This is a genomic window from Pseudanabaena cinerea FACHB-1277, from assembly GCF_014696345.1.
Lineage (GTDB): Bacteria > Cyanobacteriota > Cyanobacteriia > Pseudanabaenales > Pseudanabaenaceae > Pseudanabaena > Pseudanabaena cinerea.
The window spans coordinates 1-15,903 of the sequence record NZ_JACJPY010000091.1 but is presented as its reverse complement, the minus strand read 5'-3'; the positions used below and the strand labels follow the sequence as shown (position 1 = coordinate 15,903).

At 45.1% G+C, this 15,903-nt stretch carries 10 protein-coding genes and 2 pseudogenes; 2 read left to right on the top strand and 10 right to left on the bottom strand.

The genetic code is table 11. From position 1 onward, the window contains the following. Nucleotides 1–256: 256 nt before the first annotated feature. On the top strand, nt 257–1,078 hold the full coding sequence (locus H6F44_RS19340) for a 3'(2'),5'-bisphosphate nucleotidase CysQ family protein (protein WP_242016665.1): 822 nt from the start codon (nt 257–259) through the stop codon (nt 1,076–1,078). A 209-nt stretch (nt 1,079–1,287) separates the two neighbouring features. Here H6F44_RS19340 and H6F44_RS19335 read toward each other — a convergent pair whose 3' ends face one another. The 4 genes from H6F44_RS19335 to H6F44_RS19320 all read right to left on the bottom strand — a co-directional run bounded on the left by H6F44_RS19335 (nt 1,288) and on the right by H6F44_RS19320 (nt 6,275). Continuing rightward, nucleotides 1,288–2,586, bottom strand: coding sequence for a TldD/PmbA family protein (locus H6F44_RS19335; RefSeq protein WP_190352662.1), 1,299 nt, complete (start codon nt 2,584–2,586; stop codon nt 1,288–1,290). Next, nucleotides 2,583–3,479: a tetratricopeptide repeat protein gene (locus H6F44_RS19330; RefSeq protein ID WP_190352661.1), complete on the bottom strand. Its 897-nt coding sequence runs from the start codon at nt 3,477–3,479 to the stop codon at nt 2,583–2,585. Before H6F44_RS19330 ends, H6F44_RS19335 begins: the two co-directional genes overlap by 4 nt. 304 nt (nt 3,480–3,783) lie before the next feature. Further along, on the bottom strand, nt 3,784–4,866 hold the full coding sequence (locus H6F44_RS19325) for a D-alanine--D-alanine ligase family protein (RefSeq protein WP_190352660.1): 1,083 nt from the start codon (nt 4,864–4,866) through the stop codon (nt 3,784–3,786). A gap of 98 nt (nt 4,867–4,964) precedes the next feature. Next, nucleotides 4,965–6,275, bottom strand: a complete 1,311-nt coding sequence (locus tag H6F44_RS19320; protein WP_190352659.1) for a hypothetical protein — start codon at nt 6,273–6,275, stop codon at nt 4,965–4,967. 299 nt (nt 6,276–6,574) lie between these two features. On the opposite strand from H6F44_RS19320, the gene H6F44_RS19315 reads away from it, so the two are divergent. After that, a complete protein-coding gene (locus H6F44_RS19315; protein WP_190352658.1) occupies nt 6,575–7,870 on the top strand; it encodes a glycosyltransferase in 1,296 nt (431 codons plus the stop codon). A gap of 76 nt (nt 7,871–7,946) precedes the next feature. Here H6F44_RS19315 and H6F44_RS24135 read toward each other — a convergent pair. The 6 genes and pseudogenes from H6F44_RS24135 to H6F44_RS19285 form a co-directional block, all read right to left on the bottom strand. Further along, nucleotides 7,947–8,099 (bottom strand): annotated as a pseudogene (locus tag H6F44_RS24135) (YgjP-like metallopeptidase domain-containing protein); the annotation flags it as partial. Then, nucleotides 8,029–10,881, bottom strand: a complete 2,853-nt coding sequence (locus H6F44_RS19305; protein ID WP_190352656.1) for a type I restriction endonuclease subunit R — start codon at nt 10,879–10,881, stop codon at nt 8,029–8,031. The pseudogene H6F44_RS24135 and the gene H6F44_RS19305, both read right to left, overlap by 71 nt. A gap of 24 nt (nt 10,882–10,905) precedes the next feature. Continuing rightward, entirely contained in the window at nt 10,906–12,759 is a 1,854-nt protein-coding gene (locus H6F44_RS19300; protein WP_190352655.1) for an RNA-binding domain-containing protein, read from the bottom strand. Then, complete coding sequence (locus tag H6F44_RS19295; RefSeq protein WP_190352654.1) at nt 12,756–14,066, bottom strand: restriction endonuclease subunit S; 1,311 nt, start codon at nt 14,064–14,066, stop codon at nt 12,756–12,758. The genes H6F44_RS19300 and H6F44_RS19295 overlap by 4 nt, the downstream gene beginning before the upstream one ends. A gap of 47 nt (nt 14,067–14,113) precedes the next feature. After that, nucleotides 14,114–14,323, bottom strand: coding sequence for an AbrB/MazE/SpoVT family DNA-binding domain-containing protein (locus H6F44_RS19290; protein WP_190352653.1), 210 nt, complete (start codon nt 14,321–14,323; stop codon nt 14,114–14,116). Between the two features lie 156 nt (nt 14,324–14,479). After that, nucleotides 14,480–15,772, bottom strand: a pseudogene (locus tag H6F44_RS19285) (N-6 DNA methylase); the annotation flags it as partial. Nucleotides 15,773–15,903: the final 131 nt, after the last annotated feature.

The following is a 15,903-nucleotide window of genomic DNA, read 5'->3' as shown; positions in this document are numbered from 1 at the left end:
AAAATTCTTGTCCCACCAGTTCATCATTTTTTCTTGCCTGCTTTTGTTTGCTTTTTACTACTTTAACCCCATCTGTACCCTTTACCTGAAAGCCCATTCTGGTCCACCTTTTAAAGATGCCGTGAAAAGTAAGATTGCCTCCTATCCTCAACTTTGGGAGTAATTAATTGTGAATGTTCACTTTGCAATTTGGTTTGCGGTATATTAAAAACCATCCGCTTCACCAAAGTTCAAGATGCTGAATTTAAACAAAATTATGGAGCTTGCTCGCCCGATCGCTTGGGGAGCAGGCGATGTCCTAATGCAGTACTATCAACAGCCTCAAGATCTCGAGATCAAGTTTAAGGGTGGGGAAGAGGGCAATGTCACCTCTGCTGACCTTGCGGCTAATGATTTTATTCTCAGTCATTTACAGACAATATTCGGTACGGATAATTTTGCTTACCTCAGTGAAGAGACGGAGGATAGTTGCGATCGCCTCGAACGCGATTGGGTTTGGATCATCGATCCGATGGATGGCACTAGTGACTTTATTCGCCGCACTAATGAGTTTGCAGTGCATATTGGTTTGACCTATCGCCAACGCCCTGTGCTTGGGCTAGTCGCCACCCCAGCCCAAGATCGGCTATTTCAAGGCATGATTGGTCACGGGGCTTATATTGAAACTAGGGATGGCAGACAGCAACGCATTCAAGTTTCTGACAAGCTCGAATTAAATCAAATGGTTGTAGTTGCTAGTCGCAGCCATCGTAATCACCATCTCGAACAAATCTTGCAGCAACTGCCCAAAGCGGCGGAGATTGCGGTGGGGAGTATCGGTGGTAAATTTGCGGCGATCGCCTCAGGCAAAGCCGATGTCTATATTTCTGTATCAGGCAAATCTGCCCCCAAAGACTGGGACTATTGCGCTCCCGAAATTATCTTGACCGAAGCTGGCGGACAGCTCACTCATTCTGATCTCAGCCCCCTGTCCTACAACAATTTAGAACTGCGGCAATGGGGAACAATTATTGCCAGTAATGGACATCGCCACCACGAGATTTGTCAAATCTGTCAAAACAGTACAGTGACTGCATAGTAACACATATAGCGGTTTTCATCTTATCTGTACTAAAGTGAAAACCGAAGGTAGACAATATGGATTTGATGGAGGGGACAAAACATGACCCGATGACAGACCTACCAAAACAGCGCAGCAATCAACGTTGAGGCAGAGGCACAATGGCAAATGATCGTCCACCGATTGTCGTTACAGTTGGGCGCAACAGTGGTCAGATTCACCCTGATTTACTGTGATGTCACCGACAAGCCATCAATAATCATCGCAGGGACATATAGCGAGCCGTGCCAATGGCGATCGCTGCCGACAGCCATGACTTGATTTAAGCCTTGATAGATATTACCAGTCACCATTGTGTCTTTGACTCTGCCGACAATTTCGCCGTTGCGGATACTATAGCCAAGATCGACATTAATAGAAAAATCGCCTGACAAATCCACATCATCACCAAGAATCTGATCGACAATCAGCCCATTTTTGAGAAGAGCCGCTAATTCTTTGATATCGCCTGTGGTGGTTTGATGAGCAGCGATCGCCAAATTGAATAACCCAGGACTCGGATAATTTCCCAGATCACCGCGAAAGCCATTGCCTGTGACTGGCAAATTGAGATCGCGGCAGGTTCGCATATCTCCATAAAAGCCCTGTAATCTACCCTGTTCAATCCATTTAATTGATTGGGTGGGTGTCCCTTCATCATCAAAGGGAGCGCCATAAATACCAAGGTCAGGATCTTGCGTCACATCAAACAGTGCCGAGACAACAGACTTACCCAATTTATCTAACCAAGGTGTTGTTTGCTGCTGCAATTGCCTTCCACTCATTGCCATTGCCACCACTCCCCAAAATAAATCCGCAGCCTTAGCAGTAAAGAGAATTGGTAATTTTTGGGATGATCGCAAATTCACATTTTTTTCTGCCCATTCCAAATATTGCAGCACCTTCTGTACTAAATTATCAATAGCAAAATCACTCCGTTCCGATTGAGCATACCAAACATTGAGAAAGTCATCGCCGCGTGTTAATTCAGCACTTAAGGAACCATCAACGCTAATGTCCGTATAGCCACAATCTAACCCCTTACTATTGATAATTCTCAGGGTTTCATGGCTGCAATCCCAATCAACACCACAGATTGCATCGGGATATTTACTGAGAACTTGGGCGATCGCCTGTTGCCCATGGTCGATCATTTGTGCCGCATCGATTGCTTGACCACAAATGCGAGGATAATCAGCAATAGTCGTATAACTTAAGATCACTTCCTCTGTTTCACTCAAACTGCTAAGCGCGATCGCCTGATTAACTATTTCTTGCGGTTCGACAGCACCATAGGCAGTGGCTAAGCCCATACGCCCATCTTTCCAAATTCTTAAGCCAACTCCTTCTGTATCAACAGATTCGATCTGTTTGAGGCGGTTGGCAGCAAAGCTGACAGGATGAGAAATGGAGCTAGATATATATACTTCGGCGGCTTCTGCACCAGATTTGAGCGATTGTTCTAAAAGCTGTTCGGGATCGATCATTGTAAATTGAGTTCGCTCATTTTTTCGAGGACTTGACGATAGTTGTTTGCCTGATTTTGACGCAGATAAAGGTCAGCCGCACGGACTAAGTTTTGGGCGGCATCCTCTTTGCGGTTGAGCTTGGCAAAGGAAAGACCTGCATAGTAATAGGCTTCAGGCTGATCGGGCAGAATTTTGAGGGTAAATAGGCTATCTTGAATTGCTGCTTCATATTTGCCAAGGTTGAAATTAGCAATACTTCGCACTAAATAGGCAGGAAAGAAGGTTTTCTCCTTTTCCAATATTTGATTCATTTCCGTTAAAACTTCTGCAAACTGTCCTAACTGGATTCTGACATTCGCCAAATTGAGTTTGGCAATGGGCGTTGGCGATAGTTGTACGGATTTGAGTAAGTCTGACAATGCCATCTGATACTTCTGCGATCGCTGATAGGCTAAGCCCCGATTGCTATATACCAAATAGGAAGGTTCGAGTTTTTCGGCTTGATTAAAGTCAGCGATCGCTTCGTCAAGGCGACCGATCTCACTTAGGGCAATGCCACGAATGATATATACCTGCGTAGGCGTATTTACACCCTGCAATTTGATCAGTTGGTTGAGATCCTGTAATGCTGCTTCATATTGCTTGAGAACAATGTAAGCCTGCGATCGATTATAAAGAGATCTGAGCATCTCTTTACCATTTCTAATGTCACTGCTCCAGATTTGAATGGCTCTGGTGATGCTGCCACGGCGAAAATGTTCTTCGGCGCTAATGGTTGCACTATTTTCTGCGGCAGGATTTTGCGCTTGGGCATTACTGATATATCCACCAGACAATGAGCAAATTAATCCTAAAATTATGGGTAAACATTTGACTGATTTTTGCGATTGTAGGTTTAGACCGTAAGTCATAGTTTTGGGGGTGAGTGATGTATAACTATAGCGCTTTATGTTTTAGATGGTTTTATGTTTGAGTATATTTAGTATAATTTAGTATAATTTAGTATATTTTATTATTGTCCTGTAAAGGTTTCAGCGATTTTAATCGCTATTTCGCCACAAGTCTATAGATAGCTAATAGCTAATAGCTAATAGCTATTAGCTAAGGTTTCGGGCTGATACGCACCATCTACAGCCCCTACAAAATATGAGTTATTCAGGTAGGGGCAATTCTCCTGTGGTTGCCCTGCTTGGCTTTTGCGGTTTCGCCTAATGCCTAATGTTTTTCCAATGCCAATTCAATTAGCCGATCGCATAATTCTGTAAAGGGAATTCCAGAGTATTCCCAAAGTTTGGGATACATACTCAGAGCCGTAAACCCCGGAAAAGTATTAATCTCATTGATTAATACAGTGCCTGTCGATTCCACATAGAAAAAGTCGACCCTTGCGAGTCCTGCGCCTGCAACAGTCTGGAACGCCTTTACCGCCATAGACTGCACCGCTTGGGTGACATGATCGGGCAGTTGGCTAGGAATGATCAAATTTGCCATGCCTGCGGTGTATTTAGTTTCATAGTCGTAAAAGTCGCTACTAAATGTGATTTCACCGATCGCTGAGGCTTGGGGTTGCTCATTACCGAGAACCGCACATTCAATTTCCCTTGCTGTTACGCCTTGTTCAATAATGATGCGGGGGTCGTAGCTAGTGGCACTGGCGATCGCTTCTTTTAGTTGTTGGCGATCGCGTACTTTAGAGATGCCGACCGATGAGCCAAGATTTGAAGGTTTTACAAAGCAGGGATAGCCAAGGGTGGCTTCGATATGTTCAGTCCATGCCGACTGATCCTGTTGCCATTGCCAACGGTTGAGCGATACATATTTCACCTGTGGCAGCCCCGCATTAGCAAAGATCGCTTTCATCGCGATTTTGTCCATTCCCACTGCCGCCGCCAATACCCCATTGCCCACATAGGGCTTGTGCATCAATTGCAATAGCCCCTGCACAGTGCCATCTTCGCCATTAGGACCATGCAGAACAGGAAACCATAGATCCACCTGCTGTACTTCCATCGGCAAGAAAAAAGCCGCATTCGTCAATATTTCCGATTCAGCCAAAGCGCTGCCCCGATCTAAGACCTGTTGCGATATGTCTGGGCTGCGCCATATGCCATTGCGCTGAATGTAAAAGGCTTGCACCTGATAGCGAGGATTTTGAGTCAGTGCGGCAGCGATCGCCCTTGCTGATGTGATCGAGACATCATGTTCTCCCGACTGACCGCCAAATAACAACCCAATAATAAGAGGGGACTTTGCTGCCAAGTTAACTGTCACATCTATTGCCAAATCAATCACCGCCATTAGTAAACTCCCAAAATTGGAAAAAAATTTTGCAACTATCTTTGCATTGTCTTAGGCAATATTTTCAAAAAACTTGATTGAAACCCGTCCCGTCATCCTTATTTTGGCAATGGCAAAAGAATCAATAGGGCGATCGCGATGACAGTAAAGCCAATATAGTCACGAGTGCGATCGACTTCGAGTCCTTCATTCAAAACCAATGGGCGTGGCATTGGTAATAGAAATAATAACAGCGCGTAAACCCGCAACCAAGGTTGGATTAGGAGGGCGATCGCTAATATCAACAAGCGCGAAACCTGCGCGATTTTGCAAACCTGTTGATGGTTATACATGGCGATCGCCAAATTGCCACCATCGAGAAACTCAAAGGGGAGGATCTGCACTGCACTTATGGCTAGACCTGTCCACCCTGCGAGGGTAAGAGGAGATTGGGTGGTGAGTTGATTGGGGGCGATCGCTTGGCAAATAGAATGAATTAATGCTGTGAGAATAGAGTTTTGGAACTGAAAAACATTAATGAATTTGGCAATGAATGACTGAGCTAAGATCGGTAACACAGGGTCAGCAATTGGTGGATCAATCGATAAGAACAGCCAATTTCCGCAAACGATCAATAAAATCGCAACCAGTAATCCTGCAATATTCGGAAATGCGCCCAAATCAAATAGAATTTTGCGTTGATCCTTGACTGCTAACTTGATAGTCTGTTTATTCTGCCTTGATTGCTGCAAGGGGCTAAGCACCGCCCAGTTACCTAACCAAGGTATATAAAGCGGCGGTATAAAGCGCATTTCATATTTACGAGTGATATAGTATTGGGCGATTGTTCTAGCCATAAATATGAGCATTACCGCGATCACATAGGGCATATTGAGGAGCAACCTATCTAGATGTATTTCTGGCAAAGGTGCCAGATTAGTCCCCCAAGCGATTAAGGCAATAAATGTGGCAATGGCACTGACTATACTCCTTGCGACTAAACGTTTTCGAGAACGACGTGAGGGCATTGAGCTACGGGCGACAATGTGGAAGCAGTAATTACCCAAGGCGGAAGCATTTCCCAGTCGTTCAGGATAGTCAGGTGGCAAAGTTGCCATAGATTCTTCCTTTAAATAGCATAAAAAGCGATCGCCAAAAGCTTGCTTGAGATTATAGCTAACGGTGTCATAGCTATATTTAAAGTTAGGCGATCGCAATTGACCATAGCAACAAATTTCATCGTTGCGATATTCGAGATTTTGCAAATAATAAATGGAAGATGGAAAACATTCTTGCAGTTGCTTTTCTTCTTCACCTGCCAAAAAGATCAATGGTTGTCCCATTTGCTTGCGATCGCGCCAATTGCTATAGCACAAACCGCCAACCAAGCATCCTAATGTCAATAATATGGGCAAACTTTCTAAGGTCATATTTTTAACTAATGTGAGTGGGAAGCCCCGCACTCTATCCTTTTACAGGAGCGCTATGGGAAAGGCACTTAATAATCTTATCAAATTAATTAAATGGCAGATTTATGTTTTTCTTAATTATTGAAATTACTGAAATCCTGTTCTAGATTGTTAGCCTAGCTTTTTTATTAGTTTGTTTTATTAGTCTCACTTATTCCTTCAAACTCAACAAGCAATTTATCTCATTTTTAAGTCATCGTAAAGCGTTGTATGTGCTAATCTTTGAATAACTTATCTAGGTAGGCGATCGCCCTATAAATATGACTCATTTTGGAATTATTGCCCCAAGCACCACAGGACATCTGAATGCGATGTTGCCCATCGGTCAGGAGTTACAGAAACGTGGACATCTGGTTACTTTTTTAGGAATATTAGATGTGCAAGCGACCGTAATAGCAGCAGGGTTATCCTTTCGGGCGATCGGTGAGCAGGAGTTCCCATTGGGAACAAATAAAAAGAATTTCAACGAACTAGGAAAGCTCAAGGGATTAGAGGCTTTGAAATATACAATCAAATTTGTAAAAAATGAAGCCGTTGTCATGCTACAAGAGTCTCCTAGCTATATCCGAGAACTGAATATACAAGCGTTATTAGTTGATCAAGTTTCTTCCTATGGCGGCACGATCGCTGACTACTTAAATATTCCTTTTATCACTATATGTAATGCAGTGGTGTTAAATCGAGAGCCATCAGTACCTCCTTTTAATACTAGTTGGGCTTATGCTCCTAGCTGGGTGGGCATCTTACGCAATAAACTCGGTTATCAACTACTTAATGTTGCCACTAAGTCAATTACAGAGACAATCAATGAATTTCGGCAACAGCATAACTTGCCTCTACACACTCATCCCAATCAGCGTTATTCGCAACTTGCTCAAATCAGTCAAGCTCCCCCTGAGTTTGAATTTCCCCGTCAAAAACTACCCCCACATTTGCATTTTACGGGGCCTTACCATTCTGCCAGTAGCCGTCAAGCTATTAGTTTTCCCTTTGATAAGTTAACGGGGCAGCCGCTAGTTTATGCCTCAATGGGAACTTTGCAAAATAAGCTTTTGAATGTATTTGCTGACATTGCCGAAGCTTGCGCGGACTTTGACGTTCAATTAGTAATTTCGTTGGGTGGTGCGTCAAAGCCAGAGGATCTGCCGCCGCTAAAGGGTAATCCTTTGGTGGTGACATATGCGCCGCAATTAGAGATTTTGCCAAGGGCAACGATGATGATTACCCATGCAGGCATGAATACAGCAATGGAATGCTTAACCAATGGTGTGCCAATGGTGGCTATTCCTGTGGCGAACGATCAACCAGGGGTGGCGGCGCGGATCGCTTGGACTGGCTGTGGTGAGGCAATTCCTGTTAAGCAGTTGAATGTTAAGGATTTGAAGGTTGCCATTCAAAAGGTATTGACTAATCCCTCTTACAAAGAGAATGCTTTGAGATTACAAAAAGCGATCGCTGCTTCAGGTGGAGTTAGCCGAGCCGCCGATATCATTGAACAGGCGATCGCCACAGGCAAGCCCGTTCTCAAAACAAACGATTGCCTCAACAGGCTGTAACACCCTAAGCAAACAGATTACCAGCTTGTAGCGCCTAGGGGCAGTTCGTTTAGTTCGAGGCGGGCTTCACGCCAATATCGATGGTGATACTAGGCTTGGCTTGCTTTTCGATGATTGTAAGCAGATAGCGCCTTCCCCATAGGTAATGGCTTTCGCGTTCAATATATTGGCGGGGGGCTTCGCGGGCTTGGTGTAGTAGTTGGTGCTGTTGTTGGCGAATCCAAGTCAATGGTCTCCTGCCGTTGTTGCTGGATTAGATCATCGAGTAGCTGCGAGATCTGATCGTAAAATTTGGGATCGGTGAGTTGATCGCGGATAATCTTTTTACGGACATTGTTGATGATGCCCTCAGCGATCGCTTTATGGGAGAGATTTCCCTTTTGGTTGAGTTTTTGGGCAATCGCGTCATGGATGCCTGTGGTAATGATCGCTTCGGTGAGGGTGAGGGTGCTGAGGTTGCCAATGGGACTAGCGCTATCGGCTTGAATATAGGTATTGATGAGATAGCGCATATCACCTTCATAGGGCTTGATATCTAACTCTTCGCCAGCATGGTGCTTGATGGCGCTACGGATTTCGGTGTAAAACTGCGCTGCTTGAGTGAGGGTGTCTATTTCTGTTTTGCTGTAGCCTGCTGTGTCAAGGTTGCCCGCGATCTCGGCATAGGCGCGAATGAAGGTGACAGTAGATTTATAGAAAGATATGCGTAATGGTTCGTTATTGGTAAGGGCATTGGCATCATTGAGAATATCGCCACAAAAATAATGCAGATACTGCTCTAGTTCGCGGGGCAGTGGCACTGGTTCACAGAGATAATGCAATGCCTCCCATGCCCTGTCAAGGTTAGTTTTGCCCTCCTTGAGCCAATCCTTGATAATCACATTGCCATTGTCACCATTGTTATCAATGTCCAATTCATCGGAGCTATAGACGGCGATCGAGTTCTGCACCTGCTCAAATAATTCTTTGTAATCGACAATATAGCCATAGTCTTTGTCTTCGCCATCGAGGCGATTGGTGCGGCAGATCGCTTGAAAGAGATTATGATCTCGCATTTCGTTGTCGAGGTAGATGTAGGTGCAGGGGGGCGCATCAAAGCCTGTGAGTAATTTACTGACCACGATCACCAGCTTGCAATGGTTTGGCTCTTCTTTAAATCGGCGTTTGATCTCTTCTTCGTACTGTTGGGTGGTCTTTCCATTTTTGAGAATGTAGTCGATGTAGGTATCAAATTTGTAGCGTTCATCGCTATCGGCGGGTTCGCGAGAGATGGCATTGTGATTGGGTTGGTAAGAGGTGATCATGCCGCAATATTTGCCGAAGGATTTGGTTTGGAAAATGCGGAAATAGTGGCAAGCATCATAGATGGAAGCGGCGACAAGGATGGCACTGCCGCGATCGCTGTTCAGTCTAGGCTTGATATTAAAATCATGGATAATATCGGCAACGATGCGCTCCTTCCGTTCGCCCGAACTCATCAGTTCTTTTAAGGTTGCCCAACGCTTCCGCAAGACGGCTTGCTGGTAAGCATTTAGCCCTTTAGTTTTATGAGCAAACCATTGATCAACCTGTTGGCGGGAGGTGAGACGTTGAGGGACGGTGCGGGCTTCGTATTTGAGATCTAGCACCACTTGATCGGCAACGGCTTCCTGAAATTTGTAGGTATGGATATAAGTGCCGAAAACATCGCGGGTGGTTTGTTTGTCTTTGCGAAGTAGGGGCGTGCCTGTGAAGCCGATAAAGATGGCATGGCTGAGCCAGCGCTGCATTTGCTTGTTGAGGTCGCCGCCTTGGGTGCGGTGACATTCATCGACAAATACATAGAAGCGTCCATGAATGGGAGGCGGATCGGCTTGGAGATCGGGGCTAAATTTGTGGAGCAGGGCGCAGAGGATGCGCGGGGTGGTGGCGGCTAGTTTCTCGGTAAATTGGGCGCGGGAGGTGATGCGGGGGGATGGGCTATCTGTGCCGATGATACCTGCATTTTTGAGGACGTTCTCGATCTGTTGGTCTAGTTCATCGCGATCGGTGATGATGAGGATGCGCCCATCGGGGTCATGCTCCATGAGCCATTTGGCAAGTAGTACCATGAGGATGCTTTTGCCACTGCCTTGGGTATGCCAGATTACGCCGCCTTCCCTTTGCTGGATGCGCTCTTGAGCTGCTTTGATGCCTGCATATTGATGGGGACGCGGTACTTTTTTTTGTCCACCGTCAAATATGATGAAGTTGCGAATTAGGTCGAGGAGTCGGCTTTTTTCGCACATTTCGGCGAGGGGCTGATCTAGTAAGGAGCCGATCGCGGCGGTACTCTTTTGCTGAGGTTTCCAAGGTACAAAAAATTCTGCGGGTGTGCCGATCGCCCCATAACGTAGCCCTTGAGAATCGCTGCCAGCAAAGAGAAACTGGACTGTACTAAAAAAGTTTTGGTTAAAGATTGGTTCTTGATTGGTGATCAATTGCCGCACGCCATCGGCAACTTCGACAGCACCACGTTTTAGTTCTAATACGGCAATCGCGATGCCATTGAGATAGATCACCAGATCGGGGCGGCGCTCATAGCCACCTTTGAGGGTCACTTCTTCGGCGATCGCAAAGTCATTATTGGCGGGCTGTTGCCAATCGATCAGGTGAACGGTTTCGTGGGGCTGTCCTGCGGACACCTGAACCTGCACCCCATAGCGTAGTAATTGGTATGTACGTAGGTTGGCTTGATAGAGGGTGATGCCTGTGGTGTCGGCGGCAGTTTCCAGCTTTTGCAGGGCGGCGTTGATCTGGGCTTCGCTATAGCTACACTGCCGCAAATGGTTCCGTAATATTGCTGTTTCGATATGGCGATTATGTTGGCGCTTACTCCAATTGCCGAGATAACGATAACCTAGCGCTCCCATGCCATAGGTGGCGGCTTGATCGCGCATTTTGTCAGCAGGGGCTGTTACTTCTGCATCGGGGCAGAATAGGCGAATGACGCGATTTTGGGTGGCACGTTCTGATCTGACTGTTTCAGGCATAGAATCTTCTGCTGATTTTAATAGTTAAGGTTGGGCAGTTTTACGATAAGCCTGTTGAGGATGTCTTAAATTGTCAGGCATTTTCAGTTCTAGGCGACCATCCTTAAGCATGGGGGCGATGAAATAGTTCCGCAAATAGTCTGGTTTACGTGCCAGCAAACGGGCAAGGGTTCGCAATGTCAACCAATTGATCGCACATAAATCAAGAATTATTGCCTCCATAGTAGCTTTAGGTAATTTTTTGCCTGATGTTTGCACAGGTGCAGCGATCTGTTGCAGTATTTGCTCTTGTTCTGGTGGCAAATGTTCGGAGCTTTCAGGCAAATGTTCGGAGCTTTCAGGCAAATGTTCGGAGCTTTCAGGCAAATGTTCGGAGCTTTCAGGCAAATGTTCGGAGCTAGGACTTGTCCATTGATACCTTGTGCCAAAACCTTGTCCACTTTTTTTGAGCCAACCCATTGCTACGAATTTGTGCAGTAAACTACCAATATTTCGTGAATGCTCATTGCGGTATCTTTGGATGTCCCTATTGCTAATTTCACCGAGACGATGAGCCAGCATCAGGATAGTTCTCTCTAACTCGTCTAATGTTGGGTATGCTTCTCCAACAACTTGACGTAGCTCTTGTTCTACAGATTCTGGAATCATACTCACAACAGGCATCTGTATCGCTGTTAATTCCAATTGGAGATTTTCTGCGACTAGGGGAATCAACCAGTGCTGTTCTCGCCAAGCGCGTAAAATTTTCTGAAAGCCAGATCCTGCTCGTTCGACTAAACCTAACATTTGAAACATCTTTAGTAAGTTAGGATTGCGGGGGTCGCTGATGCCACCTTGGTATAGTTGCTCTAGGGGGATTCTTAACCGTCCAGGGTTGATCAAGATAAATCGGTCAGGGCGTTTGATAATTTGGATTGAGTGGGTGGTTTGATGATCGGCATGGATGAGTGTGTTGATAAGTGCCTCTCTCAATGCTTCATGGACATGGGTTTCCTCGATGCGTATGGCATATTGATCCAACTGAAAAGGCACATCTATATTTTCAACAAGATTAGGGTAAACACGGTAATAAAAGTTAAATAGGTTGGGTGTCCATTTCCCATCAACGGTTAGACGGTAAGTCCAGCGTACTTCTGGATCTGTGGAAAATTGTTCTTGATAATCAAGATGAAAGTGCGGCAGGGCATCAAGGATACTACGCTCTTTGCCAAACATGAGGATACCTGCTAGAGTGATGCCTTCGATTTTGCTAACCCGATCGCGTCGCCATCCTCCTAGGCTTTCTAATAAATCCTGATCGCTCAGGGCTAGAAAAGGATGATCGGGGTTACGGGAGGCAAAACGGTTGCGATATGCTTTTAAAGATTCTGAATCAAGGTCTGCAATGGTAAATCCTTCGAGTATTCTCCCATCACTGGGTTCTTCTGCTGCATCACGTAACATTTGACGGACTTCGACTTCGGTACAGCGATAGTCGCCTTCATAGTTGCGTTTGAAGGTTCCGCCGATTGGATTGTTATTAATGTAGATGGGGCGCTGTTGGCGAGATGCTTGGGGGATCTGAATACAAATGACAGTTTTTTTCTCAATTTCCCATGTTGTGACATCAGCATCACGGCAGATCGGATAATTAAGCTTTTCTCGATTGTTATGATTATCCCAAAAGTCTTTAATTAATGTCTGTGGCTTATTTATTCCTACGATTTCAAATTTTCCAAACTGTTCTGCGACTCCCAAAATAATAGTACCGCCTGCGGTATTAGCGAAGGATGAAACGGTTTCCCAGACAGATCGGGGTAGTCCGCCCTGTGCGGCTTTAAATTCAAGGTCTTGATCTTCGCCCAGTTCTAAAGCTTTTAATAGTTCCTCGACTGTCATACCAGTCTTATCCGTCCTGTTAATAATTCTTGCATCATCCCTTGCTTGAGGGCGCGGGTTTTGTCGCGCTGTTGCTCTAGGGCTGCAATTTCACTATCCATATCTGACAAGATCGTGGCGATCGCGGTTTGTTCCTTGATAGATGGTAAATTGATCTCAATACTAGTGATATGACCTCTATTAGTTGCATAGACTTTTGTTCCTGACGCAAGCCGTCTAAGGTGTTGACAGAAAGTAGGATGAAATTGTAGGTAGGCTTTAAATCCATCAGCCAAAATGCTCTTATCAAATCGAATAGCAATTGTATGTAAACCAGAGACAAATTCAATCCCTGATGTTCCGACTATCTCAACGGATTTTCCAACTCCAGCTAAATCTTCAGAGGCATCAGCAAATACTAAATCGCCATTTTTGAGCTTGCTAAGGCTATTGGCTTTACTTGAGGGCAAACTTGGTAAATCTGACGGACTTAGAAATATGCTATTAGAACCATGAATATCGCCATAGTGAAGGTATTTAACTGGATCACCTATTGTCAATTCAGCACGAGAATTAACTCCATTTCGCAAAAATTCGAGATGTTCCCCCAATCGCTTCACTTCCCACTCTCCACTAAACCCCGCTAGGCGAATCTTGCCTGTGAGGAGTTGCTGCATGGTTGCCTGTTTGAGGTTGCGCTTCTTGACGATGAGGCGATCTAAGGATTCGATGAGGCGATCGCTGTCGGAGAGAACTGTGGCGATCGCGATTTGTTCGGAAAGGGGTGGTATAACTATCGGAAGTGCGAGCTGCTTAACGATACCGAGATAAGCTCTTGTTCCTCCACCAGCTAGATTAATAAAAATAGATTGAAAGGAGTAACTGTCAAAATAATGTCTCAGAAAGTAATTATATAATCGCTTGCTGTCCCTAACACGATAATAAGTTACTTGTGGGGTAAGCATTATGTAATCTGTACTTATATTGCTCACTAAAGCTGTGTTGCCAACAGTTCCTTTATGAGTTAACAGAACATCACCAGAGATTGAAAAACCTTTTTGAAGCTTGTCACCTTGATCTTGGCTAATGAACTTGCAACTCAAAAGATCGACCTGTCCATTTACTACATTATTTGCCATTATGAATGGGATACCGTAATAAACGTAGTCACTATTTTTTGGGTGAAAATTACCATGGTTGCCATCTAGAGGCTTTTCAAGAATTTGATGTTCAACAAGCATCCGAACAGAGTAAACTTCCCAATCTTCAGGAATCACCCCCACCTCAGTCAACTTATAGCCCTTCCTTAATTGATCATTATTACGCATCATGTTTTGGTAAATAAGTTACTTGAGGTAGTTTTTCAAAATGGACATCATTTGTTTGATTGACGATCGCGGTAATTTTCGCCATTAGCCCCCTTCATAAAACCGCGCATCGCCTCTAATGAAGGAGTAGGAACCAAGACAAGAATATTGCCCTTCGTAATCAGGGTAAACTCTTGCCCCGCCCGCAAAGACAAACGCTGACAAAGATTTTCTGGGATTGATACTTGATAATTAGGAGATAATGTTGTTGTGTGCATCGTTAATCACTAAAAAGTAAAGATCCTTAAATAAGATTTTACCTTATTTGAAATTTTAGCGTTTCTTTAAATAAGAATTGCCTAAAAAAGAAAATTTTAGTATTAAGACTTTATTTAAACGCATTAATTCCATTACTATTTCTTACAACTTGTAACTTAGCGAAACCCCATTTTTTGCAAATGCGCTGCCACCCTTGCCGATAAATCTGCCACATCCTGCTCCAACATTGGTAAAGGCGTAGCATAGCGCTCCGCCAATAGCCGCACCCGCCCCGTCAAAGTCTGGGATAGGCGATCTAACTCCGATCGCACCGCCGACCTAATGCTGGGCAACCATTTATGATCAATTACTAGAGTTTTCACCTCCGCCTTTGTGAGAGAGGCATACTTAGTATAAGCAACACGATCAAGCTCCGCATCCATATCCTTGATCGCCCTTTTGCAACTCGCCTCATCCTCACCCAACTTTAGCCACTTCCTGAGTACCGCCATCTCCTCATCAGCATCGCGATCGCCCTTGATCTCCTTGAGCCGACTATTCACCTCCGCCTTATTGACCTTCTCCAACGCGCCTAAATAGCCCTCCTCACCACCATGTTCTTCCTCTAGTTCCGTAATGCTGACCGCGATCGCTTCTAGTTCAGACTGCTTCGAGGCGATCGCCGACTCCTGAGTTGCAAAATAATGCGCCACAATCAACGACTTAGGCACAAGATCACAAGCCCAACCCTTATCCTTGGTTCTGCCCTTCTTGTCAGTTTCCACAACGCGATAGGTCTGTGCCACCCAGCCATCAGCAGCCAAAATATAACAATCATCCTGCATCGTCTCCGCCCAATAGTCCATCAAATGCTGATAGAGATCATAGGCATCCAGAAGCGGCACTGCCGCGAAACAATCTAGCAAATCTTCAGCGATCGCCGCGATCAAGGTCTTGGGCTGATCTCCCTGATCAAATTTCTGTAATTTGGGAATATTGCGCTGTTGCCACTGCTCAAAAACCGCCATAACCTGAGCATTAAAAGCCACGAATTCAGGATGGTTCAAAATTGCCGACTTCACCTCATTAATCGGAACTTGCAAATGATAATAGCCATGACGCTCTGCCCCTTGAAATAACAGCGATCGGACTTTAGGAATTACTTGCCAATAAGCATCTAGCGCCCCAAGATCCCGCTCTGGAATGCCCCCCCGCAAATGCCCCTCAATATCCTGTAAATCCTCTGGCTCGGTGCTGTCGATATAGCGCGGCAGATTTAAATTGTAGTCATTTTTAGGATCGGCAATCTCCTCAAAACCAACCATCCGCGCATAGCGCGGCAGATCCACCTGTTTGTCAAAGCTATCGACAATACGATGGATATCCTGCTCCCGCAAGCGATTTTTATTGCCGTCCTTTTTGAATCCCTTCGAGGCATCGATCATAAAAATCCCCTTACGGGCGATCGCATTTTCCTTATCAGAAAAATGGGTTTAAAACCCCGTGCTTCCAGCACGGCTTTATATTAGAATAGCAAGTGAGTTACAGGTTGAAACACCGCCAGCATAAGCCCGACAAATTTGGCTCGACTAGGAAAGAT

Coding starts and splice junctions, on each gene's coding strand:
- H6F44_RS19290 (WP_190352653.1), bottom strand. CDS start 14,323: ATGCACACAACAACATTATCTCCTAATTATCAAGTATCAATCCCAGAA.
- H6F44_RS19320 (WP_190352659.1), bottom strand. CDS start 6,275: ATGACCTTAGAAAGTTTGCCCATATTATTGACATTAGGATGCTTGGTT.
- H6F44_RS19300 (WP_190352655.1), bottom strand. CDS start 12,759: ATGACAGTCGAGGAACTATTAAAAGCTTTAGAACTGGGCGAAGATCAA.
- H6F44_RS19330 (WP_190352661.1), bottom strand. CDS start 3,479: ATGACTTACGGTCTAAACCTACAATCGCAAAAATCAGTCAAATGTTTA.
- H6F44_RS19340 (WP_242016665.1), top strand. CDS start 257: ATGGAGCTTGCTCGCCCGATCGCTTGGGGAGCAGGCGATGTCCTAATG.
- H6F44_RS19335 (WP_190352662.1), bottom strand. CDS start 2,586: ATGATCGATCCCGAACAGCTTTTAGAACAATCGCTCAAATCTGGTGCA.
- H6F44_RS19295 (WP_190352654.1), bottom strand. CDS start 14,066: ATGCGTAATAATGATCAATTAAGGAAGGGCTATAAGTTGACTGAGGTG.
- H6F44_RS19315 (WP_190352658.1), top strand. CDS start 6,575: ATGACTCATTTTGGAATTATTGCCCCAAGCACCACAGGACATCTGAAT.
- H6F44_RS19325 (WP_190352660.1), bottom strand. CDS start 4,866: ATGGCGGTGATTGATTTGGCAATAGATGTGACAGTTAACTTGGCAGCA.
- H6F44_RS19305 (WP_190352656.1), bottom strand. CDS start 10,881: ATGCCTGAAACAGTCAGATCAGAACGTGCCACCCAAAATCGCGTCATT.